Origin of the sequence: Polynucleobacter parvulilacunae, from assembly GCF_018881715.1 — a bacterium.
GTDB classification, from domain to species: Bacteria; Pseudomonadota; Gammaproteobacteria; order Burkholderiales; family Burkholderiaceae; genus Polynucleobacter; species Polynucleobacter parvulilacunae.
Genome location: NZ_JACVPW010000002.1, coordinates 32,357 through 55,277 on the forward strand (window position 1 = coordinate 32,357; position 22,921 = coordinate 55,277).

24 protein-coding genes and 2 tRNA genes are annotated in these 22,921 nt (G+C 45.9%); 9 read left to right on the forward strand and 17 right to left on the reverse strand.

Annotated features, from left to right (window positions below):
- Positions 1–5 precede the first annotated feature (5 nt).
- From ICN18_RS05485 to acs, 3 genes are all read right to left on the reverse strand, one after another.
- Positions 6–311: a YciI family protein gene (locus tag ICN18_RS05485; RefSeq protein ID WP_216189508.1), complete on the reverse strand. Its 306-nt coding sequence runs from the start codon at positions 309–311 to the stop codon at positions 6–8.
- Positions 312–417: 106 nt separating this feature from the next.
- Positions 418–508: transfer RNA gene (locus ICN18_RS05490), tRNA-Ser, on the reverse strand.
- A 57-nt stretch (positions 509–565) separates the two neighbouring features.
- Positions 566–2,539 carry an acetate--CoA ligase gene (gene acs / locus ICN18_RS05495; RefSeq protein ID WP_216189509.1) on the reverse strand — a complete coding sequence of 658 codons (1,974 nt, stop codon included), beginning with the start codon at positions 2,537–2,539 and terminating at the stop codon, positions 566–568.
- A gap of 186 nt (positions 2,540–2,725) precedes the next feature.
- Between acs and ICN18_RS05500 the strand changes: the two genes are divergently transcribed.
- Genes ICN18_RS05500 through ICN18_RS05520 form a run of 5 tightly spaced genes read left to right on the forward strand, consistent with a single transcriptional unit; the run spans position 2,726 to position 6,919 of the window.
- Entirely contained in the window at positions 2,726–4,249 is a 1,524-nt protein-coding gene (locus ICN18_RS05500) for a fumarate hydratase (RefSeq protein WP_216189510.1), read from the forward strand.
- Between the two features lie 39 nt (positions 4,250–4,288).
- Positions 4,289–5,095: a glutamate racemase gene (gene murI, locus ICN18_RS05505; protein WP_216189511.1), complete on the forward strand. Its 807-nt coding sequence runs from the start codon at positions 4,289–4,291 to the stop codon at positions 5,093–5,095.
- On the forward strand, positions 5,092–5,805 hold the full coding sequence (locus ICN18_RS05510; protein ID WP_216189512.1) for an energy transducer TonB: 714 nt from the start codon (positions 5,092–5,094) through the stop codon (positions 5,803–5,805). The genes murI and ICN18_RS05510 overlap by 4 nt, the downstream gene beginning before the upstream one ends.
- 5 nt (positions 5,806–5,810) lie before the next feature.
- Complete coding sequence (locus ICN18_RS05515) at positions 5,811–6,503, forward strand: MotA/TolQ/ExbB proton channel family protein (protein WP_216189513.1); 693 nt, start codon at positions 5,811–5,813, stop codon at positions 6,501–6,503.
- Positions 6,504–6,505: 2 nt separating this feature from the next.
- Positions 6,506–6,919, forward strand: coding sequence for an ExbD/TolR family protein (locus ICN18_RS05520; protein ID WP_216189514.1), 414 nt, complete (start codon positions 6,506–6,508; stop codon positions 6,917–6,919).
- Between the two features lie 53 nt (positions 6,920–6,972).
- Here the strand turns inward: ICN18_RS05520 and ICN18_RS05525 are convergent, their stop codons facing one another.
- Positions 6,973–7,440, reverse strand: coding sequence for a hypothetical protein (locus ICN18_RS05525; RefSeq protein WP_255532108.1), 468 nt, complete (start codon positions 7,438–7,440; stop codon positions 6,973–6,975).
- A 37-nt stretch (positions 7,441–7,477) separates the two neighbouring features.
- Positions 7,478–7,566: transfer RNA gene (locus tag ICN18_RS05530), tRNA-Leu, on the reverse strand.
- 142 nt (positions 7,567–7,708) lie between these two features.
- Here ICN18_RS05530 and ICN18_RS05535 point away from each other — a divergent pair.
- The 4 genes from ICN18_RS05535 to purU all read left to right on the forward strand — a co-directional run bounded on the left by ICN18_RS05535 (position 7,709) and on the right by purU (position 11,947).
- Positions 7,709–10,168 (forward strand): penicillin acylase family protein, encoded by a 2,460-nt coding sequence (locus ICN18_RS05535; RefSeq protein ID WP_216189515.1) that lies wholly within the window; start codon positions 7,709–7,711, stop codon positions 10,166–10,168.
- A gap of 84 nt (positions 10,169–10,252) precedes the next feature.
- Entirely contained in the window at positions 10,253–10,657 is a 405-nt protein-coding gene (locus ICN18_RS05540; protein ID WP_216189516.1) for a surface-adhesin E family protein, read from the forward strand.
- Positions 10,635–11,018 (forward strand): hypothetical protein, encoded by a 384-nt coding sequence (locus ICN18_RS05545; RefSeq protein ID WP_216189517.1) that lies wholly within the window; start codon positions 10,635–10,637, stop codon positions 11,016–11,018. The genes ICN18_RS05540 and ICN18_RS05545 overlap by 23 nt, the downstream gene beginning before the upstream one ends.
- Before the next feature lie 74 nt (positions 11,019–11,092).
- The gene (gene purU / locus ICN18_RS05550; RefSeq protein ID WP_216189518.1) at positions 11,093–11,947 is read left to right on the forward strand and encodes a formyltetrahydrofolate deformylase; all 855 of its coding nucleotides are present in this window, start codon (positions 11,093–11,095) and stop codon (positions 11,945–11,947) included.
- A 26-nt stretch (positions 11,948–11,973) separates the two neighbouring features.
- Here purU and soxA read toward each other — a convergent pair whose 3' ends face one another.
- The 12 genes from soxA to ICN18_RS05610 all read right to left on the reverse strand — a co-directional run bounded on the left by soxA (position 11,974) and on the right by ICN18_RS05610 (position 22,771).
- Positions 11,974–12,756: a sulfur oxidation c-type cytochrome SoxA gene (gene soxA, locus ICN18_RS05555; RefSeq protein WP_369411872.1), complete on the reverse strand. Its 783-nt coding sequence runs from the start codon at positions 12,754–12,756 to the stop codon at positions 11,974–11,976.
- Positions 12,753–13,082, reverse strand: a complete 330-nt coding sequence (locus ICN18_RS05560) for a thiosulfate oxidation carrier complex protein SoxZ (RefSeq protein ID WP_216189519.1) — start codon at positions 13,080–13,082, stop codon at positions 12,753–12,755. The genes soxA and ICN18_RS05560 overlap by 4 nt, the downstream gene beginning before the upstream one ends.
- Positions 13,079–13,555, reverse strand: coding sequence for a SoxY-related AACIE arm protein (locus ICN18_RS05565; RefSeq protein ID WP_216189520.1), 477 nt, complete (start codon positions 13,553–13,555; stop codon positions 13,079–13,081). The genes ICN18_RS05560 and ICN18_RS05565 overlap by 4 nt, the downstream gene beginning before the upstream one ends.
- Before the next feature lie 7 nt (positions 13,556–13,562).
- Positions 13,563–14,006, reverse strand: coding sequence for a sulfur oxidation c-type cytochrome SoxX (gene soxX, locus ICN18_RS05570; protein ID WP_216189521.1), 444 nt, complete (start codon positions 14,004–14,006; stop codon positions 13,563–13,565).
- 27 nt (positions 14,007–14,033) lie between these two features.
- Positions 14,034–16,247, reverse strand: a complete 2,214-nt coding sequence (locus ICN18_RS05575; RefSeq protein ID WP_216189522.1) for a xanthine dehydrogenase family protein molybdopterin-binding subunit — start codon at positions 16,245–16,247, stop codon at positions 14,034–14,036.
- An 11-nt stretch (positions 16,248–16,258) separates the two neighbouring features.
- Positions 16,259–16,708 carry a (2Fe-2S)-binding protein gene (locus ICN18_RS05580; protein ID WP_216189523.1) on the reverse strand — a complete coding sequence of 150 codons (450 nt, stop codon included), beginning with the start codon at positions 16,706–16,708 and terminating at the stop codon, positions 16,259–16,261.
- 131 nt (positions 16,709–16,839) lie between these two features.
- Positions 16,840–18,036 carry a M20 family metallopeptidase gene (locus ICN18_RS05585; protein WP_216189524.1) on the reverse strand — a complete coding sequence of 399 codons (1,197 nt, stop codon included), beginning with the start codon at positions 18,034–18,036 and terminating at the stop codon, positions 16,840–16,842.
- On the reverse strand, positions 18,005–18,712 hold the full coding sequence (locus ICN18_RS05590) for an ABC transporter ATP-binding protein (protein WP_216189525.1): 708 nt from the start codon (positions 18,710–18,712) through the stop codon (positions 18,005–18,007). Before ICN18_RS05590 ends, ICN18_RS05585 begins: the two co-directional genes overlap by 32 nt.
- A gap of 2 nt (positions 18,713–18,714) precedes the next feature.
- Positions 18,715–19,515: an ABC transporter ATP-binding protein gene (locus tag ICN18_RS05595; protein WP_255532111.1), complete on the reverse strand. Its 801-nt coding sequence runs from the start codon at positions 19,513–19,515 to the stop codon at positions 18,715–18,717.
- The gene (locus ICN18_RS05600; protein ID WP_216189526.1) at positions 19,512–20,654 is read right to left on the reverse strand and encodes a branched-chain amino acid ABC transporter permease; all 1,143 of its coding nucleotides are present in this window, start codon (positions 20,652–20,654) and stop codon (positions 19,512–19,514) included. The genes ICN18_RS05595 and ICN18_RS05600 overlap by 4 nt, the downstream gene beginning before the upstream one ends.
- 2 nt (positions 20,655–20,656) lie before the next feature.
- Positions 20,657–21,589 carry a branched-chain amino acid ABC transporter permease gene (locus ICN18_RS05605; RefSeq protein ID WP_216189527.1) on the reverse strand — a complete coding sequence of 311 codons (933 nt, stop codon included), beginning with the start codon at positions 21,587–21,589 and terminating at the stop codon, positions 20,657–20,659.
- Positions 21,590–21,619: 30 nt separating this feature from the next.
- The gene (locus tag ICN18_RS05610) at positions 21,620–22,771 is read right to left on the reverse strand and encodes a branched-chain amino acid ABC transporter substrate-binding protein (protein WP_216189528.1); all 1,152 of its coding nucleotides are present in this window, start codon (positions 22,769–22,771) and stop codon (positions 21,620–21,622) included.
- Positions 22,772–22,921 lie beyond the last annotated feature (150 nt).

Sequence of the window (22,921 nt, forward strand, 5' to 3'; positions counted from 1 at the left end):
AAAAATTACTGCGCAGGTGGGAAGCCTACTTTTTGTTGCCACATATTATTAAAGACATTAATAATTGGCTTCTCATATACACCCGCTTTTGTATAAGGCTCATCTTTAAGCCACGCATCTACATCTGCTCTACTCGGAAAATCGATTGCAATCAAACTGCCCAAAGTTGTTTGGCCATCTTCAGATGTTAGCGGTCCGGCAAAAGCCATGCGATCAGCCATTTTTGCCAAATAGGCGCGGTGCTCTGGACGAATCTGGATTCGCAAGTCTGCAGTACCAGGGCGATCCATTAATAGCATTGTAAAAATCATGTTTTCTCCATTTTCTATTGCGTTCTATTTTTTAATACCTAACTACCAAGATATTACGGGAAGTTAAAAAAAGAAAAAACCACCCGAAGGTGGTTTCTTGACTACTTGGCGGAAGAGGCGGGATTCGAACCCGCGGTAGGCTATTAACCTACGCACGCTTTCCAGGCGTGTGACTTAAACCGCTCATCCACCCTTCCGGAATCGATGATTATACGATTGCCGAAAGGATTTGGTCTAAATCTTGATTTAGCTTATTACAGAGACTCTTTGAGCTGGTCTAGGATGTGTGGATTTTCCAAGGTTGAAGTATCTTGAGTAACCTCTTCGCCTTTGGCAATCACACGCAAGAGACGGCGCATGATCTTGCCAGAACGGGTCTTAGGCAAGTTATCACCGAAACGGACATCCTTAGGCTTAGCGATCGGACCGATCTCTTTACCTACCCAGTTACGTAACTCCGTAGCTAGCTTCTTAGCTTCTTCACCTGTTGGGCGACCGCCTTTAAGAACTACGAATACGCAAATAGCCTCGCCAGTCAATTCGTCTGGACGTCCTACAACCGCAGCTTCAGCAACCAATGGGTTAGCCACTAAGCAAGATTCGATTTCCATGGTGCCCATGCGGTGACCGGAAACGTTCAATACGTCATCGATACGGCCAGTAATGGTGAAGTAGCCAGTATCTTTGTTACGGATTGCGCCGTCACCTGCTAGATACAAAGTGCCACCCAACTCTTCTGGGAAATACGATTTCACGAAACGATCAGCATCATTCCAAATCGTACGAATCATCGAAGGCCATGGACGTTTCACAACCAAGATACCGCCTTGACCGTTAGGAACATCAACACCAGCTTCATCCACAATCGCCGCCTGAATACCTGGCAATGGCAATGTGCATGAACCTGGAATCATAGGAGTTGCGCCTGGCAATGGAGAAATCATATGACCGCCAGTTTCTGTTTGCCAGAAAGTGTCAGCGATTGGGCAACGTGAGCCGCCCACGTTCTCGTAGTACCACATCCATGCTTCTGGATTGATTGGCTCGCCAACTGAACCCAAGAGACGCAATGAAGATAAGTCGTAGCTCTTTGGATGCACTGCTTCATCATTGCTGGATGCTTTGATTAATGAACGAATCGCTGTTGGTGCTGTGTAGAAAATAGATGCTTTGTGTTTTTGGATCATGTCCCAGAAACGGCCAGCATTTGGATAGGTTGGCACACCTTCAAACACGATCTCAGTAGCGCCTACTGCGAGTGGGCCATAAGTAATATAGGAGTGACCTGTTACCCAACCGATGTCGGCAGTACACCAGAACACATCATTTGGCTTAATGTCAAAAGTCCACTTCATTGTGAGAATTGCCCACAAGAGGTACCCGCCTGTTGAGTGCTGTACACCCTTTGGCTTACCAGTTGAACCGGATGTGTACAGAATAAACAATGGATGCTCAGCGCTTACCCACTCTGGCTCACAAGTTGTCGCTTCATTAGCAACAATCTCTTGCATCCAAACATCGCGACCAGCCTGCATAGTGATATCAGTGCCAGTACGCTTGCTCACGATGACATGCTTAACCTTAGGGCACTCGCCTGTAGAAAGCGCTTCGTCACAAATAGCTTTCAGTGGCAATGCTTTGCCGCCGCGGAACTGTCCGTCAGCAGTAATCACTGCAACAGCACCTACGTCCATAATGCGATCGCGCAAGGCTTGAGCAGAGAAACCGCCAAACACTACAGAGTGAATTGCGCCGATACGAGCACATGCTTGCATCGCAACAATGCCTTCGATAGTCATTGCCATATAAATGATGACGCTGTCGCCAGACTTAACGCCCATCTTGCGCAATGCGTTTGCCATTTTGCAAACACGCTCAAGCATCTCTTTGTAAGTTACCTTTGTAACTGTGCCGTCGTCGGCTTCAAAAATGATGGCTGTCTTATCGCCTAAGCCAGCTTCAACTTGGCGATCTAAACAGTTATAAGAAGCATTCGTGGTGCCATCCTCAAACCACTTGTAGAAAGGCGCTTTGGATTCATCCAAAACCTTAGTAAATGGCTTCTTCCAATAGATGTTCTCTTTAGCAAGGCGGCCCCAGAAACCGTCGTAATCCGCATTAGCTTCAGCGCAAAGCTTGTTATAGGCTTCCATGCCTGGAATGGCCGCGCTCTTTACAAAGTCTGCAGGCGGGTTAAATACGCGGTTTTCTTGCTTTAATGGTTCCATGCTTACAGCCCTCTATCAAATAATCAATAATCTAAAATCAACTACAAATGCGAGAAAATGTCGCAAAATGACAGGTTTTCACCCTCAAGACCTTAGAAGATAAGTGAAAACACTGGGGATTTGCTCTATGGCAAACCCTTAAAATAGGGCAAACCTTACTAATAATGTGGAAATAAGCCGGTAACCATGACAAATATCAAACAAAACGACCTCATTCAAAGCGTTGCGGACGCATTTCAGTTCATCTCCTACTACCACCCTAAGGACTTTATTACTGCCATGGGTAAGGCCTATGAACTAGAACAAGGTGAGGCGGCCAAGGATGCGATTGCGCAAATTCTGACCAATAGCCGGATGTGTGCCGAGGGTCACCGTCCAATGTGTCAGGACACCGGTATTGCGGTTGTTTTCTTAAAAATTGGTATGAACGTTCAATGGTCAGATGCAACGATGAGCGTTAGTGAAATGGTGAACGAAGGTGTGCGTCGCGCTTACATGAATCCAGACAACATGTTGCGCGCTTCAGTACTTACCGATCCTGCTGGCAAACGTAAAAATACGGGTGATAACACTCCTGCTGTGATCCATTATGAAATTGTTCCTGGTGATGATGTTGAAGTCATTTGCGCTGCTAAAGGCGGCGGCTCTGAAAACAAAGCCAAGATGGTCATGCTCAATCCATCCGACTCGATTGTTGACTGGGTTCTCAAAACCGTACCGACTATGGGTGCTGGCTGGTGCCCTCCTGGCATTCTGGGTATCGGCATTGGCGGTACACCAGAGAAAGCCATGCTCATGGCTAAAGAATCTTTAATGGGTCCAGTGGATATTCAAGAGTTAATTGCTCGTGGCGCTAAGACTCGTGCTGAAGAGCTTCGCTTAGAGCTCTACGAAAAAGTAAACAAGCTTGGCATTGGTGCTCAAGGCCTTGGCGGCTTGGCTACTGTGCTCGATATCAAGATCATGGAATACCCAACTCATGCTGCGTCCTTACCAGTTGCCATGATTCCAAACTGCGCGGCAACACGTCACGTGCATTTCCATTTACATGGTGACGGCCCTGCCAAATTAGAAAAACCATCGCTATCTGACTGGCCAGACGTGACCTGGACTCCAGATGTTCAAAAATCGAAGCGCGTGAATATGGACACCCTTACCGCCGAAGAAGTGGCGAGCTGGAAGCCAGGCGAAACTTTATTGCTAAACGGCAAAATTTTGACTGGACGCGATGCTGCTCATAAGCGCATCCAAGACATGCTCGCCAAAGGTGAAGAGTTGCCGGTGAGCTTTAAGAATCGCGCAATCTACTATGTTGGACCGGTTGATCCAGTGCGCGATGAAGCAGTTGGTCCAGCGGGCCCTACTACTGCTACTCGCATGGACAAGTTCACGGAGATGATGCTTGCTAAGACAGGCTTAATCACCATGATTGGTAAAGCGGAACGTGGCCCTGTAGCAATTGAGGCGATTAAGAAACATAAGTCGGCTTACCTCATGGCAGTTGGCGGCGCCGCTTACTTAGTTTCTAAAGCGATTCAAACTTCTAAAGTAGTTGGCTTTGCTGACTTGGGCATGGAAGCCATTTATGAGTTTGATGTCAAGGACATGCCGGTGACGGTTGCCGTGAACTCAGAGGGCATCTCTATGCACGAGACTGGGCCTAAAGAGTGGCAAGCCAAGATTGCTGGTATTCCAGTCAAGATTGCTTAATTACTAACTCGTAATTATCAAACGAACATTGGCAACTCATTGGCACTAATCGGAGTATTTGATTCTGGCGTTGGAGGCTTATCCATTTTGGATGAGGCTCTGTGCCAGCTACCCCAACATAACTATATTTATCTAGCAGATTCTGCAAACGCGCCTTATGGTGAGAAATCCAGCGACTGGATCGCAGCACGTAGTCTTACTCTCTGTAGCTATCTAGCAAATAAGGGGTGTGATGCCATCGTGGTTGCATGCAATACCGCAACTGCCGAAGCGATAAAGCAAATTCGGGAATCGCTTGCTATTCCGATTGTTGGAGTCGAGCCAGGGATTAAGCCAGCAGCCATGCAATCCCAAAATAATATTGTTGGCGTTCTTGCTACTGAGGCAACACTCAAGAGCGATAAATTTAATGCACTATTAAATACTCTTCCCAGTGATTGCCAGTTCATCAAGCAGGCTGGCGCAGGATTGGTTCCTTTAATCGAGTCCGGTAATGCAGATGGAGAAGAAACTCTCGAGCTCTTAGCCAAACATCTGGAGCCTATACAAGATGCTGGCGCCGACACACTCGTGCTGGGTTGTACGCACTACCCTTTTTTAAGAAAAGCAATTCGCAAATTGCTAGGTGAATCGATTGCGCTAATTGACACCAGTGATGCGGTAGTTCGCCAACTCAAGCGACAGCTAGAATCACTTCAAAAAGAAGATGGTGAAAAAGAGTTTGGCTCAGTTCTTTTCCTGAGTAGCAAGAATGAAAAGTCATTGCTATTAATGGCGCAAGATTTAATGTCTGCAGATCTCACTTCGCATAGAGTAGAAGCACGCATCTTAAGTGAAGTCAGATGAGTCATTTTCTACAAAAATTAGATGCCCATTTACCGTTTAATAAAACGGAACGCATCATTATTGGCATCGTATTACTCTTGCATGCTCTTCCCGCCTTAGAGTTTTTACACTTTAGCCAGCGTCCGCCGAAAATGGATGATGAACGCGTCATGGCTAATTTAGTGAGCCCAGAGGCTGCCAACAAAAGCCAGCAAGCTCCTGTCGCTACCCCACCAAAACCAAAGGAAGAGAAGAAGCCGGCAAAAGATAAGCCAAAGGAAAAACCTTCAGAAAAGCCTAGCCCAACTCAAGTGCAACAACCGCCCCAACAAAACCAAGCCCAGAGCAAGCCTGAGTCTCAATCTCAGTCGCAATCTCAATCACAGGCACAAAATGCTGCTGTTGCCCCTGCAACCAGTGGGGGTGCTAGCGGCACGCCGATTCAGACTGACATTGGTAAACTAGTTGTGGTCTATCAGCCAGACGCAGATGCTTACTACCCCTCCTTCTCCAAGCGCTCAGGCGAACAAGGATCAGTGGTAGTGCGTTTGATTATTGATGAAACCGGTAGCGTAGAAGATGTAGCATTACTGCAGTCCAGCACCTTCCCAAGACTTGATCGAGCAGCTACAGATATCGGTAAACGTTATCGCTTTAAACCTTTTTTAGTAAACGGTTCACCCCAAAGAATTTCCACCAATCTTTTAATTAAATTTAATCTCAAGAATTAATCAATATGAATACACCATTTGGCATTGCAAATCTCTGGCTTGAAGGCGATGCAATTACGCGCTTTGTGGCAATTGCCCTTCTCACCTGCTCTATCGTGACTTGGGTGATCCTGTTAACTCGCCTTTGGGATTTACGCAATTTGCGCAAGCTCAAACCTGAGCTCGATCAATTCTGGCGTGCAACATCATTTGATCAAGGCTTGGAGGCTTTTAGCAATCATTCAGCCAACCCTTACTATCAGATTGCCAAATCTGCAACCAAGGCGTCAGCACATCATCAGAGCCAATCCACCAACCATCGTGAATTACTGCAAACCCTGAACTATTCTGAATGGATGGCTAGAAGCGTCAAGAACAGCATTGACAGCGTTGCTGCAGGGCTGCAAAAGGGACTTACCTTCCTTGGCTCCACTGGTGCAATTGCTCCATTTATCGGCCTCTTTGGTACTGTGTGGGGCATCTATCACGCCCTCATCTCAATCAGCAGCTCAGGCAGTGCCCAAATTGATCAAGTAGCCGGCCCGATTGGTGAGGCCCTCATCATGACCGCCCTTGGATTGGCAGTTGCGATCCCCGCAGTTCTTGCCTTTAACGCTATTAATCGTGCCAATAAATTATTTGTTGCCGATCTTAATCGTTTTGGTAACGATCTCTTAGCGTACTTTGTTACTGGTGCCCGCGTTAACGCCGGGGAATAATTATGTCTTTTCATATCCAAGACGATCAAAACGACGATAGCATCATGGCGGAAATCAACATGACGCCAATGGTGGACGTCATGTTGGTACTGTTAATTATCTTCATCATTACCTTGCCCGTGATTCAACAGGCGGTAAAGGTAGAGCTTCCAAAGGCTAATAGCGTCCGCAATGAAGTCAAGCCAGAATCAGTTCAGCTAACGATAGATGCTAATGGCCAAATCTTCTGGAATAGCACCCCCATTGATTTAAAAACATTTGATGGCTATGCAGAAAAAGCTGCACAAAAGGAGCCGCAGCCAGAAATTAATTTGCGTGCAGATAAATCAGTGAAGTATGAGTATGTAGCCCAGGTATTGGCTGCTTCACGTCGAGCCGGCTTAACTAAACTTGGGTTTGTAACAGAGCCAAACTAAGTTTGGCGAATCTCTTACTTAACCTTCTTGTGTAGTCTTCTTGTGTAGTCTTCTTATTTAGTCTTATAGGGCAATTTAGCGAGCGAGCAAGTCTCTTCGCTGGTGTGTGTGCCGTTGCCGATAGTGGCGCCCAGAATGCCGCCCTGTATTTTTTCGACCTTCTTAAATTTACCGGAGACTGGATCAAGGGTAATGTTGGTAATGACAGTACCAGCTGGATAAGAAACCCCCATCACTTCCTCGGGCTCAAACTTTGCCTCTATTGTAATCAAGATATTGGGGCGCGCAAGAGTGATACTCCTAACGACTTGTGTTCCAAATGCATCTGACTGATCTAAATCGCGACCGTCTAGATATAGCTTTGCCTTTTGAGACCCAGAAGCAAGCATGATTTTCATCTCATACTCTTCGGTATAGTTTTTTTCAGAACGCTTGCAATTGAATTCGAGAACATCTACACCCCATGCAGCCAGAGATGAAAGAGTCAGGCAAGTGCAAAGCAATAGTTTGGCTAAGTTCATAAACGAGAATGTCTTGTGAATGTCTTGTATGTGTCTTTGGTGCCCGAGGCCGGAATCGAACCGGCACGACTTTTTTGAGTCGGCAGATTTTAAATCTGCTGTGTCTACCGATTTCACCACTCGGGCCCGCACTAGTTACTGCCAATAAAGCCGTGCTAAATAAATCAAGACAAGTGAAATTTTAGCATGCAAGGCCCTTATAAGCCCCTGGAACTGCTTTTGGCCCACTACCCCAGGCTTGGCTTGATAAAACCTCTAAAATATCTTTATGAATTTATCGCCAAAATCATCTGGACTCAGCAAGCTTTTAAGGGCTGGTCTATGGCTAATTGGGCTCTGTCTCATAGCGGGCTTAGCGGTTACTCTCGCCTATTTGTATTTCGCACAATCTAATATTTCCGGTAAGCGCACTATTAAAAGCTTGGGGGATTCAGTTACGATCACCTTTGATGAGGTCGATATTCCCCATATCAAGGCAAAGAGTCAGGCAGATGCCTACTTTGCTCTAGGTTATCTCCATGCTAGTGAGCGTTCCTGGCAACTGGAAATGAATCGCCGCATCGCCAGTGGACGTCTGTCCGAAATTTTAGGCGCTGACACTGTCAAGATTGATCGCTTTGTGCGCACCCTGGGTGTTAAACGGGCGGCAGAACGTCAATTTGATCGCTACCCTGTTTCTGCTAAGCGGCTATTGCAAGCGTATGCTGATGGCGTCAATGCCGGCAACGCTCAATTAGGATGGGCTTTACCAGTAGAGTATTTTTTAACCGGATCCAAACCAGGTCACTGGTCTCCAACGGATAGCGTTGCCTGGATGCTTATGATGGCTTATGACCTTGGTGGAAATTGGCAAAAAGAATTACAAAGACTGGAGCTCTCTCAGTACCTGAACACCAAACAAGTCTGGGAAGTGACGCCACCAAATGAACCTGGCGAGCCTGTCAGCAATATGGATTTTTCCAAACTATATAGGGACCTCAAGGTTTTTCATCCAATACCAGGTCCGGCAGAAAGTAGACCTCAGAACTTGCCCGCAACCGAACTGAGCCAGCAGGATCAGATGGGCGGTAAAGATGGTATTGGCTCCAATAACTGGGCTTTGAGCGGCAAGTTAAGCGCTTCTGGCAAGCCATTATTGGCCAATGACCCTCATCTTGGGCTATCAGCCCCCGCCATCTGGTACTTTGCCCATCTTGAGGCGCCTAACTTGAACGTCATTGGTGGAACCCTTCCCGGAATTCCTGCGGTTGTTTTGGGTAGGACTGAGAAGTTTGCCTGGAGCTTTACCAATACCGGACCCGATGTACAAGATTTGTACATCGAGCAAATTGACTCCAAAAATCCTGGCATGTATCGAGGGCCAGATGGCCCCCTTCCATTCAAAGTACATCAAGAAATTATCGATATCAAGGGAGCGCCGTCTCTTACCTTCTTAGTAAAAGAAACTCGCCATGGACCTGTCATTTCAGATTCCCATGCAAAAGCCAAGAGCACAATAGATACGGAACGCTTTGTTCTTGCCTTGCGCTGGACAGCACTCGATCTTGAAAATCAATCGGTTGCTGGCTTGATGGATATGAATCGTGCGGCTGATCTTGATCAATTCAAACAAGCTTTGCGAAAAAATTATGCGCCTATGCAAAACGTAGTGATGGCAGATACCGAAGGAAATATCGCCTATCAAGCTGCCGGTGTAGCACCAAAGAGAGTGTTGCACCAAGGGTTATATGGTGTTGCACCCGCCCCTGGCTGGGAAAAGCAGTATGACTGGAATGGCTACGTACCCTTTGAACAACTTCCCGCCAGCAACAATCCCGAGCAAGGATGGATTGCAACCGCCAATCAAAAAATCGTTTCCGCCAACGACCCCAACCCTTTAACGGGAGACTGGGATTTACCAACACGTTACGATCGCATTGTTGACCTCATCAAGTCTAAAAATATTCATTCAACTGATGATATGAAAACCATGCAAGGTGACACCTTATCACTTGCAGCAACACCGCTATTAGAGCTATTCAAGTCTAGTCAAAGCTCGCATCCATTAAGCGCTAAAGCTATGGAAATTGCTAGAGGGTTTGATGGCAATATGAAAGTAGATAGCGCAGGCGCACTCCTTTTTAATGCCTGGGCTGACCAACTCACACGCAATCTTTTCTCGCGCTTGAGTTACATGTTCACTGAAAATTATGGGGCACGCAACTACCGCTCTCCACTTTTGCAGCAAGTTAAAAATCCCAATAGCCCTTGGTGTGATGACCCCAACACAGAACGACTTGAATCCTGCCAGGACTCATCCAATAAAGCGCTAGATAAAGCGCTTGAATATTTGAGTAATGAGTACGGCAACGACCCTGCAAAATGGGCTTGGGGGAATGCGCACATTGCCATCTCAGAGCATCGCCCCTTTAGCAAGGTGCCCTTACTAGGAAGCCTGTTCAATATTAAAACCCCCTTTCCTGGTGATAGTTTTTCTATCAACGTGGGAAGACTGGAACTCATGCAGTCAAAAAATCCTTATGAGACCCTTCAAGCCCCAAGCCTAAGGACGGTCTACGATCTATCTGATCTGGAGAAATCGCTTTTCGTCTATCAAACAGGTCAGTCTGGATGGGTGCAAAGCAAGCTGTACCGGAATATGAACTCATTGTGGGCTAATAATGAATATCTCCCACTGCAAATGAAGCCAGAAAAGACCGGTCGGCAGCTAGAATTAATCATTAAGTAATCTATTACCTTATTAGTACTTCCTACTATAGGCGTTTAAAATACCGTATACCCGTCAACAGCAATTACTAAGGACTGAATTCTCATGAAATCTATCACCACCCTGCTCGCAATTTCAGCCACATTACTGGTAAGCGGAAATGCTATGGCTGCATGGCAAGAGATTGGCAAGAACGATCAATCTACAGTATATGTAGATACCGCTACCTTGCAAACCCAAGGCAACTTAGCCCAAATTATGTCGATGCTTGATTTTAAAAAACCGGGTCAAGATCCACAAACCAAAGAGAATGTAAATTCCATTATTGGTTTAAATGAATACGATTGCAGCACTGGTAAATACCGCCCACTAGAATTCAAAGTATTCGCCGGTAACCGCGGTAAAGGCAAGGTCGTTGTAGATCAAAAAACTCCTGATAGCATTTTTGAAGCCATTCCAAACGGCGCATGGGCTGCTGGAGTATTTAATGTGGCGTGTCGCAGTAAGTAATTTTCACTATTTGCAATTCATCTTCATCCGCTGGATTAGCGTAGTCTGCGCACTAGGATTTTTGAGTGCCTGCGCTGCGCCATTAGCAGTGCTTAGTAGCTCTGGTACAGCGGCAGCCAGCACCGTTGGAACGGCCGCAGTTGCTAACCCTAGTACAGCCGCCAGCCTTGCCTCTACAGCGGCGACAGGCAAGTCACCCCTAGAGCATGCTGCCTCCGCCGCCACCAAAAAGGAGTGCAGCTTCTTTAATTTGATTGACTCCAAGCCGATCTGCATTGAGATAACCTTTCCAACCATTACTGATAAAAGCGAGCCCTTGTTCGGTCCAGCCGATACACCAAGCAAATCGGCCCAACAATAAGCCGTTGACTTAGCCCAACCCAAGGGATAACAGTCTAAAATTGATGTTTCCTCGTATTTCCCAACAAATTGAATATGTCTACAGAAAATTACTATCTCACCCTTACCTGCCCCAATAAACCTGGCATTGTTGCTGCGGTTTCCACCTATATATTTGAGTTGGGCGGTGATATTGAAGAAGCGCAACAGTTTGATGACAAAGCTTCGAAGCGTTTTTTTATGCGCGTCAGCTTTAGCTGCCCTACAAATGTAGATTCACTCAGAGCGGGTTTTCTGGAAATTGCCAAGCGCTTTGAGCTCACCTGGGATTTGCGTGCAGTCAAAGATTTCAAGCGCGTATTAATCATGGCCTCAAAATTAGACCATTGCTTGGTTGACCTACTCTATCGCTGGCGGATCGGTGAATTACCAATGATTATTTGTGGCATTGTTTCTAATCACCCTCGTGATGTCTACGCCAGCATCGATTTTGCAGGTATTCCTTTCTATCATTTACCAGTAACACCAGAAACAAAGCCGGCTCAAGAAGCAAGACTTCTTGAAATCGTTGCGGAGTCTAAAGTCGACATGGTGATTTTGGCCCGCTATATGCAAATCTTGTCAGATGATTTATCAACCAAATTATCTGGCCGCTGCATTAACGTACACCATTCATTCCTCCCCAGCTTTAAAGGCGCCAAACCATATCACCAAGCACATGCACGCGGTATCAAATTGATTGGCGCTACTGCCCATTTTGTGACTAGCGATTTGGATGAAGGCCCCATCATCGAGCAAGACGTAACTCGCGTCACGCATGGAGATACGCCAGAGGATTTGGTACGCAAAGGAAGAGATTTAGAGCGCACTGTTCTCTCAAGAGCATTACGCTACTACCTGCATGATCGCGTACTCATTAATGGAGCTACTTCAGTAGTTTTCTCCGACTAAAGATTGCAACTGCAATCGATTGGGTATTAAGGTCTGACCCCTGGTGACTCTAGGGGCAGTCCTTTAGCGCGCGACATCAGAAACAATTCAAGTTGAGCCATTTCTGGCGAGCCATATTCAAATTGCTGGGCTCTGACGCCGCTCATGCAATTTCGAAGACGACGTTGTACTGATCCTAGAGTCTGCCACTCTAAGCGATAAATAGGATAAGCGTTTGGATGCCCTTGGGGTATTGGACTTCCACCTAGTTTTAATCCGGCCCTATCTTCATGGCATTGCGCACAAGATAAATTAAGCTGCCCCATACGCTCATTAAATATCTGTCGGCCTTTTTTCATAAACGGAGCATTGGCAGAATTTTCACTAACGGTAATTGGCATGCCTTTTGACTGATAGCTGATGAAGGCTGTTAGCGCCAGGAGATCTTTACTCTCATACGCCAATGCAGGGGCGGATTGCGCACCAACTCTACATTGATTAATTTGCCCCTCTAAGGTTTGAAGCTTGCCTTTAATCACCATTGGAAACTGAGTAGCTACACCCCGCATCGATTTTTTAGCATCGCCATGGCAAGTGCTGCAGGATTTATTTTGTGAGCCTAGATTTTGCTGCCATAAAGCTTCACCATCACCTACCCAAAACATCGCCGGGTTCAGCAATGGATCATCTTGCATAGCCTTATTCTCAGCAGACATCAACTCATAGCTAGATTGTTGAGATGGCGGTGTGGAATTTGCAACTCCCAAGAAGCTGAGGGCAGCAAGTGGAAGGCAAATGCCTCCAAGCAAATAGGAAGTTAATCTGCTCACGAAACAGTAATTCGCGCCTGGTTACTAGCTTCGTAACCATCATCCCCAACCCACTTAAATTCGAGGGTGCCGGACTCTACAGCGACAGTAGTAAAAATAATTAAGGGATTAGCCCCAATTCCCGAATAAAAATCGGCTTTAAATACCTCTACATTGTTATAGGTGCAGGCAAAGGTACGAATAATATCTCGAGGAATCAGTTTGCCACCTTCGGTATAGCGAAAACCTGACTCCATATCATGCTGTGCAATTGCACGAATCTCAATGATGGAATCTTTTTTTGCCGTTGCCGGCATCGTGATGGAGGTGCGGGATGTTTTACTCATACCATCTCCGTACATGCTGAGAGGGTTACAAGCGTTTCAGCAGAACCTTGCCAATAATTGCCATTACTCATTTGCGCAATAGCCCACACTTTCTGGCTATCGGCCAAACGAACCCGAGTTGTAATGTTTGCGGTTCCGGAACGCGGACTGAGATAGGCAGTAAAGATATTCGGTAAAGGATTGCCCTCTGCAATCACATGAATGGTCTTCACATAATCATTTGTAGTCATGGGGCTATCTACACTGACCTTCAAAACTACTAAATTGCCGTTCTCCACCAGCGGAGGAATAGTTAAGATAACCTTACCCTCACGAATGGTGGCGCCTCCAGTAATCCTTTGAATTGCCTCATCAGCATCGGCCTTTTTAGCAAATGCATTTAATGGGTTTACACAAAACCCGAAAGCCAATAGCCCAAGACCCTGAACTTGTTTAAGCCAATGTCGACGATGGTGTTGAGTCTCTTTTTTCATCTGTATTTCAGTTGTTTGGATTATTCAAAGTCATTAAGAAAGCAATGACATCCTCAATCTCTTGGCCATTCAGTATGGTTTGCCCAACAAACTTAGGCGCCACTCGATTGAGGTGACTAGTTTGATAGTAGGCGGGCATGATAGTTTGCGGATTAAAGTGGGCTGCATTCACAATACGCGCTCTTAATTGAGGAGCACTCAAACGAGCCACGCTCGCCTTCAGCTCAGGGGCTAAGTTACCTTGAAAGCGCTCTTCCGGAAATGGCCCGCTATGGCACAGCAAACACAAACCCGTTTGACGACTCGCCACAATTGCCCTTCCACGCACTGGATTACCGGCTTCAGTAGCAAGGGATTCGAATATCGAATCCCCCGTAACTACCTGAGCATTTGCTGCGCTGAAATTAAGGATGACTAGCAATGAATATGCTAGTGCAATCCTCATTCTCATGGACACAGTTTCACTTTGAGCTAGCGCTTAGACCAACTTAATGCCGCTGTTTTTCAAAGGCACGGTGCGTAAGCGTTTGCCTGTAGCACGATAAATGGCATTGAGAACAGCTGGAGCAGCTACAGCAATCGTTGGTTCACCTACCCCACCCCAGTCTTTGCCGCCACCTTGAATGATGATCGTTTCAACTTTCGGCATTTGGTAGAGTCGAATTGAATTGAAGGTGTCGAAGTTCTTCTGAACTACAGCCCCTTGTTCAATCGTAATCTCTTCCTCGAATAAGGCTGAAAGGCCATAGACAAATGAACCGGATACTTGGCGTGCAATTTGAGCAGGGTTTACCGCATAACCTGGATCGGTAGCGGCAACGATGCGATGAATCTTCACTTCATTGCCATTGGTCACAGAGAGCTCACATGCCGCGGCCACGTAACTACCAAAAGAACGCATCTGTGCAACGCCACGATATACGCCTGGTTTGGCTGGCTTAGTCCAACCAATACCATCCGCTACAGCATTCAGAACGGCTACAGCACGCGGGTATTGCTCCATATGCTTACGACGGAACTCCACCGCATCCATTCCAGTTGCTTCAGCCATCTCGTCCATAAAGGTTTCAATGAAGATCGCATTTTGATTGACGTTAACGCCACGCCAAAATCCTGGTGGCACATGAGTATTGCGCATCGCATAATCAATATTCAAATTAGGGAAGCTATAGGTAATACCGTGCTCACCGGTAGGATCCACGCCCTGAAATGCCAGGGGATCTTTGCCTTTATTAGCCTCAACTACTGCCGGACGAACAGAGGCCAAAATGGATTGACCGGATAACCGCATGTTTACTGCTGTCACGTTTTTCTTGTCATCTATTGCAGCAGACATCTTGCACATCATGACCGGATGGTAGCGGCCTTGAGTCATATCCTCTTCACGAGTCCAAATCAGCTTGATGGGTGTGCCTGGCATTTGCTTAGCAATATTCACCGCTTGCGTGGTGTAGTCCTGGAAGGCGCCACGACGACCAAAGCCACCGCCAAGGTTTACTTTGTACACGTTACATTTATCCGCAGGCAGACCAGATGCCGCAATCACAGCAGCCAAGGATGCTTCTCCATCTTGAGTTGGTACCCATGCCTCGCAAGATTCAGCAGTCCACTTTGCAGTAGCTGTTTGCGGCTCCAAGGTTGCATGATTTAAGAATGGGTAGAAATAAGTCGCTTCCAATTTCTTGGATGCGCTAGACATTGCTGCTTTAACGTCACCATTTGAATTATGGGCAAAGGCATCATCTGCATTTAAGCCCTCTTCCAGCATCTTTTTAATCGAGGCGCTAGAGACATTCCCGTTGGTTCCGTTATCCCAAACAATATTGACTTGATCTAAGGCGGTTTTAGCTTGCCAGAAAGTATCTGCAACAACTGCTACCGCTGAGTCGCCAACCTGAACAACCTTCTTGACGCCTTTCATGGATTGGGCTTTAGTGGCATCGTAGCCTTTTACTTTGCCACCAAATACTGGTGACTCTTTAATGTTGGCAACCAACATACCCGGCATTTTCAAGTCAATGGCGTATACCTGCTTACCAGTCACTTTGTCTGCAACACCATCAATACGGTTTACAGGCTTACCGATTAAGGTCCACTCTTTGGGATCTTTAAGCGGAACTTCTTTTGGCACTTCTAATTGAGAAGCAGCAACTGATACCTTGCCGAAGGTGGTTTTCTTGCCAGAAGGTGTGTGGGTAATAATGCTATCTTTTGCGACACACTCCGAAGCAGGAACATTCCATTGATTCGCTGCAGCTTGAACCAACATCATGCGTGCAGCTGCTCCACCTTTACGAACATATTGCTCTGAAGTACGAATGCCACGGCTACCGCCAGTGGAATAGCTACCCCAAACTTTATTGCGCTTTAAATTCTCGCCAGGAGATGGATAGTCATAAGAAACTTTTTTCCAATCACACTGCAGTTCTTCGGCAACCATTTGTGCCAAACCGGTGATGGTGCCTTGGCCCATTTCTGAGCGAACAATACGAACAACAACGTCATCATTAGGCTTCACTACAACCCACACACCAATTTCTGGGGCGGCTAATGGAGTCATTGCTGTAGTGCCAGTACCCATAGCCGCATTGGCTGAGGACATAAAGGAAAGATCAAAGCCAATGGCTAAGCCAGTAGCGATTGCACTAGAGCCGATAACAAAATGGCGGCGGGAAGTATTTGTAGTAGTCATGTATTTTCCCCTTAAGCCTTGCTTGCAGCATGAATCGCTGCGCGCACTTGTTGGAAGGTGCCGCAACGGCAAATGTTTGTGATCGACTCATCAATTTGAGCATCAGTAGGCTTTGGATTGTTGCGCAACAAAGCAGTAGTTGCCATTACCATGCCAGATTGACAGTAACCGCACTGAGGAACTTGATTATCAACCCAGGCTTTTTGCACTTTAGAGAGCTGACCACTCTTCTCCAAACTTTCAATGGTCTCAATTTTTTTGCCTTCAGCTGCACTTACAGGAATGGAGCAACTACGAATCGCTTGACCTTCAAACAAAACTGTACAGGCGCCGCACTGACCTACTCCACAGCCATATTTAGTACCAGTCAACCCAACCTGTTCGCGAATCACCCAAAGTAAAGGGGTTTCTGGATCTACATCCAATTTATATTTCTTGCCGTTGACGGTTAACTCAGCCATGAGTGCTCTCCTGTGTTTTCTGAATTGCTTCTTTTATTGTTTTAGAGGCATTTAAATACCCCTGCTTTTGGTGTGTTTATCTTAACCAAGAATTGATTTATTGCTATGCAACATAATTTGGCGGATTAGGACTAGCGACCCTGCCAATCTAGAATTAAGTCAGAAAAGAGCTGGGTAGCATCGACAATCTTGTCGACATAACAAAATTCATCGGTCTGATGGGCCATTTCTGGCTGGCCTGGACCCAAAATCACTGTTGGCGGATTACCAATTGCAGGCTTCAAGGCTGAGGCATCGGTAAAGTAAGAGACAGTCTTCTCAATTGGACGAACGCCATTCGTCTTTTCACAAAAATCAAAAACACTTGCCATCCAAGGATCTGAGGCTGGAGTGAAGACACCCTCTATATCGATAATGGTGTCAAGCCGAACAGTAGGCCCCAATGCCTTGCATAAGCACCCATAAATGTGCGAGTGGCTTTGACCTGCAACTGTACGTATATCTAAAGTCATCTCAGCTGCATCTGGCACTGAATTGATATTGATACCTGATATAGCGGTCCCTACATTAAGGGTGCCCTGCCCCATTAATTCATGGGATGGCGTATCAAAGGAAAACTTTTCTAAAGTTAAGGCAGCTTTGGCAAGCTTATAAAAAGCATTGTCTCCTCGCTCTGGCATTGATCCATGAGCGGTAATGCCATCGGTAGAGGCTTTTAACCAGTAAGCACCCTTATGCCCTAGCAAAGGTTCATTCGCAGTAGGTTCAGCAACAATAAAGCAGCCAGCAGGTCCTAGAAAGTCTAATATTTCCTGACTAGCTGCCAAATGAAAGGCGCCTTCACAACCCGTCTCTTCACCAGCAGTAATGATCAAACTGACTCCAGCGCCCTGCTTTGCTGAGTCAGCCATCTTCATAGCCGCAACAACAAATGCAGCAACACCACTTTTCATATCACTAGAGCCGCGACCATAGAGCTTGTCATCTTCAATAACGCCAGCAAATGGTTCATGTTTCCAGGTACGCGCACCTAAGGGCACAACATCGACGTGGCCTGTAAAACCAATGCTGGGCTTTTCTTTGGAGCATGCGCCAATTTTGGCAACCAAACTCATGCGATGTGGAGCAAATTCAATCTTGCGACATTCATAACCAACCGACTCTAATAGTTTGGCTAAATATTCGCAGACCTGATCTTCATTCCCAGGAGGGTTAATCGTATTAAAACGTATCAGCTCTTGAGTCAGCTCAACTGGATCTGGAATGGATGAAGAAAGATTGGTTGTCATTGATGTATTACCCAAAATACGCTGCTTGCACTTCAGCATTCTCAGCTAATGCGGCTGCGCTTCCCTCTGCCACGACCCGGCCTTTAGAGATGACATAGCCACGATGAGCAATGGCCAAGGTTTGACGGACATTTTGCTCAACCAATAAGACAGTCGTCCCCATTTGATTAATTTCTTTAATGATCTTGAAGTTTTCTTTCACAAATAATGGTGAAAGTCCTAATGAGGGCTCATCAAAAATCAGCAACTGAGGAGAGCTCATTAAACTACGGCTAATAGCCAGCATGGCTTGCTCACCACCTGACATTGTTCCCGCCAATTGATTGGAGCGCTCTGCTAAGCGAGGGAATAAATGCTTCACATGTTCACGTCGCTCTTCAATGACTTTTTTATCTGTCACAAGATAAGCGCCAGCAGATAAGTTTTCATCCACCGTCATGCGTGGAAATACACGACGCCCTTCAGGAACACATGCAATACCGGCTTCAATAATGCGATGTGTGGGTAAGTGCGCAATATCCGCGCCATTAAAGAGTATTTTTCCGCGATTCGCTGGCGTCAAACCTAAAACAGAACGAATTAAGGTTGATTTACCAGCGCCGTTAGCGCCGAGGATGCAAGTGATTTCACCCTGCTCTACTTTGATGGAAACATCTTCAAGAACATCAATCCGATCGTAAGCGGTGTAAATGTGTTCAATTTCTAATAAGGCCATGATTATTCCTGCCCCAAGTAAGCGACTTGCACTTCATGATTATTTACAATCTCATCGTAAGTGCCCTCAGCAATTTTCTTGCCATAGTTCAGCACAATACAACGCTCAGTCATGCGCTGAATTAAACCCATTTCATGTTCAATCAAAATAATCGTAAATGGCTTGATCTTGCTACGTACTTGCAAAATATCATCCATAACTTCAGCAGTCTCATCATGGGTCATGCCGGCTGATGGCTCATCTAATAAGAGTAAGTCTGGCTGACAAATCAATGCACGGCAAATTTCAATACGACGACGGTCAATCATCGGGAGGCTAGCAACCGGCTCGAATATTTTTTCTGCCAACTTGGGGTTAAAGGTCAGAAGCAATTGTCTAACCTGCTCTACCAAGCCTTCATACTCCTTCTTGAACTTTTCTCTTTGAAATAAATTGAAAATGAGTCCAGTGTTTAATCGACGGTTATCACCAATCGCAATATTGTCAAACACGGTAAGTGGCAAGGATAAGCGTGAACGCTGGAAGGTACGAGTAATCGCGTTTAAATAGACTTGCTGCGCGGTAGCATCCGTCAAATCCTCGCCACGGAATGTAACCTTACCTGCACTTGCTCGATAAAGTCCGGTGATGACGTTAAAGAACGTGGTCTTACCAGAACCATTCGGACCTAACAAGCCTAATACTTCACCCTCATTCACATGAAGATCTAATGAATCTAGCGCAGTCACGCCACCAAAACGCATGGTGAGTTTTTCTGCAACCAGAATCTGATTTTTAGGTGATGCTGCGCTCATCGTGCTCATTTCTGACCCCTTACTTTGTTGCCAGGGAAATATTCACGAATGCGCCTAGGCAACAAACCATCAGGACGGAAAAGTAAGATCAAGATCACTACGATGGCATAGAGCAGAAAACGGTATTCCTGAATAAATTGCAACTTCTCCGGAAGGATCACCACAATGGCAGCTGCAGGAATAATCCCCCAAGGATTGCCAATGCCACCCAAGATCACAATCGACACCAAAATTAAGGAATCAGCAAAAGTAAAGTTATTTGGGGCAACATAGGCGGTCATCATTCCGTAGAGTGCGCCTGCCATACCGGCGATGAAGTTACCCAAAGTAAACGCTACAACCTTCCAATGTGCAATATTCACACCAAAGGTTGATGCGGCGATTTCATCGGTACGAACCATATCCATACTGAGGCCAATCCATGAACGCTCAAGATTGCGGGTGATTCTGAAGCTAGCAATCAGCAGAATTAAAGCGATTAGCAAGTAAGGAATGTAAAAGGAAATCTCAAAGCTACCGATATCAAGGCCATCAGATAAATTCCAGCCAAAAATAGTTAATGGTGGAATCTTGAGTCCTTGTGGACCACCCAAGGTGTCGTTCACTTCCAAGAAGTTACGGAATAAGATGCCAAACGCAATAGTGACTAATGCCGCATAGTGCCCACGGGTTCTCAGAACCGGATAAATCAAGATTGAGCCTATCAAGGCAGAGATACCAGCCGCAATAAATAATACGAGCAAGTGTGGAACTGCAGTGTGTGTTGCCAGAATCGCTGCAGTGTAGCTGCCAATTCCAAAGAAGGCAGCCCCTGCAAAGTTCACAATACCAACATATCCAAATTGAATGTTAAGACCTAGACAAACAATGGAATAAATTAGTACCGTCGCCAACATTAATAGCGCAAAGTGCGAGTTATGAAATACCAGCATCGTTACGAGTACGCCAATAACAGATGCATAAGCTGGGAATTGAGGATACTCTCTTACGGCCACCGCCAGCTTTTCCATTAAGCCCATTTTTTTGCCAACCAAGCTCACCACAAAAGCGAGCAGCACCAGAGCGCCCACTTCTAATTGGTTTTCAGAACCTAGCAAGAGAATGCTGTAGACCAGACAAGCTACGAAGGTAGATATCAATAACTTCATACTTAAACTCGCTCGCTCGATTTTTCAGAAATCAAGCCGGTAGGCTTCAATCCCATGATGATAATAATTACGGCAAATGCAAAAACGTCTTTGTATGCGCTGGGTACATTTGGCAAAATGGCTGGCAATAAAACAGCGCCAATAGTTTGCAATGCGGCGAACAGGAAGCCGCCCACAATTGCACCGTAGAAGTTACCTAGGCCACCTACTACCGCAGCCGAGAAGCCAATCACACCAAGCAACAAGCCCATGCTGAAATTGACTTCGTTGTAGTACAAGCCATTCATTAAGCCAGCAAGCGCAGCCAAGGCGGAGCCCAGCATGAAGGTAATCAGCACCACCCGATGAAAGTTGATACCCATAATGCGAGCTGTTTCACTATCTTGCGCCACTGCTCGAATAGCCAAACCAATCTTGCTCTTAGTAATCAGGCGCTGAACTGCAACAATCGTCAACACTCCAGTAATAAGCAAGATAAGACTGTCGGAGCGCAAAGTAAATTCACCCAGAGCAATACCATCAACCGGCAATAGCTTTGGGAAAGGCTTTGGATTGGATCCATTTGGATAAAACAAGCGCACCACTTCACGCAGAGCGAGGCCCAACATCAAAGTCACCAACAAAGTATTGATTGGAGGCGCTTTTTGTAAAGGCAAAATGAGATAACGGGCAATGACCGCCCCAAGAAAAGCGGCTACAGAGAGGCTGATAATGATTAGCACAAATAGCTGGAGCCATGGCGAAGTAAAAGTCTCTGCTATGCCAATATAGGCGGTGAGGCCAGCAAAGGCCCCCACCATCAGGATGTCACCGTGAGAAAACTTAATGACATCCAATACACCAAAGTAGAGGGTAAATCCAACTGCCACGATTGCGTAAATCACGCCCAACATCAAACCATTGAGCAAGTACTGCAAAAAAATATCAAATGACATGCAAAGTTACCCTCTTCTACTGCGATTCAATTACTGACCTAATTTGCGCTGCTTTTTAGCGTAGAGACTATCTTCCCAAAGAACCCATTTGCCATCTTGCGCAACATACTTGGAGATCAAAGGAACAATATTTTGACGATGATCATCAAAACTCACTTTGCCAATAATCGTTTCAACGTTTTGGGTGTTGTTTAAGACTTCCATTACCTTCTTACGATTAGGGCCTGCCTTTTCAATTGCAGCCATGATCAAGTTAGCAGCGGTATAAGCAAAAGGACCATAAGCTTCTGGTGCATCTGGATACTTCTGTTGTGAATACTTAGCAGTGAACTCCAGTCCGCCCGGAAGTTTTTCCCAAGGTGCGCCTTCGATGAAAGACAAAGAGCCCTCAGACAATTTACCCAAGCCCTCGATATAAGCATCAGACTTGATGCCAGAAGTGCCCTCGAATACAGCCTTGATGCCCAAGCGATCCATTTGGGTGCGAATACGAATACCGATTGGAGTCAAACCACCGAAGTAAACCACTTCAGGATTCAACTGCTTAATCTTAGTCAACTCTGCTGTGAAGTCTTGTTGGTCAGCGGTTACGCCAAAAGTACCCAAGATCTGTCCACCGTTTTTAGTCAGGAACTGAGTGAAATACTTGTTATGACCTTTACCGTAATCGGTTGTGTCATGAATGATGACCCACTTTTTGTAACCTAAACCCGTTAAGAATTTAGCGGCAACTTCATTTTGGTTAATCATCGTGCCGTTAACGCGATGAATCTCTTTGTAATCGTTGCCGTAAGTAATTTCTGGGAGAACCGCACCCCACACCATCACTGGCAAACCAAACTTGTGATACACGTCAACTGTACTCATAGCCACCGCTGAACAGTAGTGAGTTACGCCAGCAATAATTGAGCTGTCAGAAGCAATTTTGGTGGCAACTTGAACGCCAACGTTCGGTTTGCACTCGTCATCCGCAGTAACTAACTCATACTTATATTTAGCGTTAGGGTCTTGGTTTTTGAGACGAACCGCTAAGTCCGCGGAATTTCGTCCGCCAATACCGTTAGCAGAAACGCCTCCGGTCAATGGTCCAATGTAGGCAATCTTGACGGTATCTTTAGCGGATACAGAGAAAGAAAGGCTGGAACACAAACCAAGAAGCAAGCCAGATACGAGTGACTTCATGTTGAATCTCCTATTTATTAATATGAACTGCTATTTTCAGGCCAGTGTAGCAAGATTTTGTATACAAGATATTGACTACGATCATCTCGTTAATGCTGCACTCATGAACTCTAGCTCAGGAACCAATAGCCAAAGCCTAGAGAAACCCCT

Coding starts and splice junctions, on each gene's coding strand:
- ICN18_RS05485 (WP_216189508.1), bottom strand. CDS start 311: ATGATTTTTACAATGCTATTAATGGATCGCCCTGGTACTGCAGACTTG.
- acs (WP_216189509.1), bottom strand. CDS start 2,539: ATGGAACCATTAAAGCAAGAAAACCGCGTATTTAACCCGCCTGCAGAC.
- ICN18_RS05500 (WP_216189510.1), top strand. CDS start 2,726: ATGACAAATATCAAACAAAACGACCTCATTCAAAGCGTTGCGGACGCA.
- ICN18_RS05510 (WP_216189512.1), top strand. CDS start 5,092: ATGAGTCATTTTCTACAAAAATTAGATGCCCATTTACCGTTTAATAAA.
- ICN18_RS05515 (WP_216189513.1), top strand. CDS start 5,811: ATGAATACACCATTTGGCATTGCAAATCTCTGGCTTGAAGGCGATGCA.
- ICN18_RS05520 (WP_216189514.1), top strand. CDS start 6,506: ATGTCTTTTCATATCCAAGACGATCAAAACGACGATAGCATCATGGCG.
- ICN18_RS05525 (WP_255532108.1), bottom strand. CDS start 7,440: ATGAACTTAGCCAAACTATTGCTTTGCACTTGCCTGACTCTTTCATCT.
- ICN18_RS05535 (WP_216189515.1), top strand. CDS start 7,709: ATGAATTTATCGCCAAAATCATCTGGACTCAGCAAGCTTTTAAGGGCT.
- ICN18_RS05540 (WP_216189516.1), top strand. CDS start 10,253: ATGAAATCTATCACCACCCTGCTCGCAATTTCAGCCACATTACTGGTA.
- ICN18_RS05545 (WP_216189517.1), top strand. CDS start 10,635: ATGTGGCGTGTCGCAGTAAGTAATTTTCACTATTTGCAATTCATCTTC.
- purU (WP_216189518.1), top strand. CDS start 11,093: ATGTCTACAGAAAATTACTATCTCACCCTTACCTGCCCCAATAAACCT.
- ICN18_RS05560 (WP_216189519.1), bottom strand. CDS start 13,082: ATGAGTAAAACATCCCGCACCTCCATCACGATGCCGGCAACGGCAAAA.
- ICN18_RS05565 (WP_216189520.1), bottom strand. CDS start 13,555: ATGAAAAAAGAGACTCAACACCATCGTCGACATTGGCTTAAACAAGTT.
- soxX (WP_216189521.1), bottom strand. CDS start 14,006: ATGAGAATGAGGATTGCACTAGCATATTCATTGCTAGTCATCCTTAAT.
- ICN18_RS05575 (WP_216189522.1), bottom strand. CDS start 16,247: ATGACTACTACAAATACTTCCCGCCGCCATTTTGTTATCGGCTCTAGT.
- ICN18_RS05580 (WP_216189523.1), bottom strand. CDS start 16,708: ATGGCTGAGTTAACCGTCAACGGCAAGAAATATAAATTGGATGTAGAT.
- ICN18_RS05585 (WP_216189524.1), bottom strand. CDS start 18,036: ATGCTGAAGTGCAAGCAGCGTATTTTGGGTAATACATCAATGACAACC.
- ICN18_RS05590 (WP_216189525.1), bottom strand. CDS start 18,712: ATGGCCTTATTAGAAATTGAACACATTTACACCGCTTACGATCGGATT.
- ICN18_RS05595 (WP_255532111.1), bottom strand. CDS start 19,515: ATGAGCACGATGAGCGCAGCATCACCTAAAAATCAGATTCTGGTTGCA.
- ICN18_RS05600 (WP_216189526.1), bottom strand. CDS start 20,654: ATGAAGTTATTGATATCTACCTTCGTAGCTTGTCTGGTCTACAGCATT.
- ICN18_RS05605 (WP_216189527.1), bottom strand. CDS start 21,589: ATGTCATTTGATATTTTTTTGCAGTACTTGCTCAATGGTTTGATGTTG.
- ICN18_RS05610 (WP_216189528.1), bottom strand. CDS start 22,771: ATGAAGTCACTCGTATCTGGCTTGCTTCTTGGTTTGTGTTCCAGCCTT.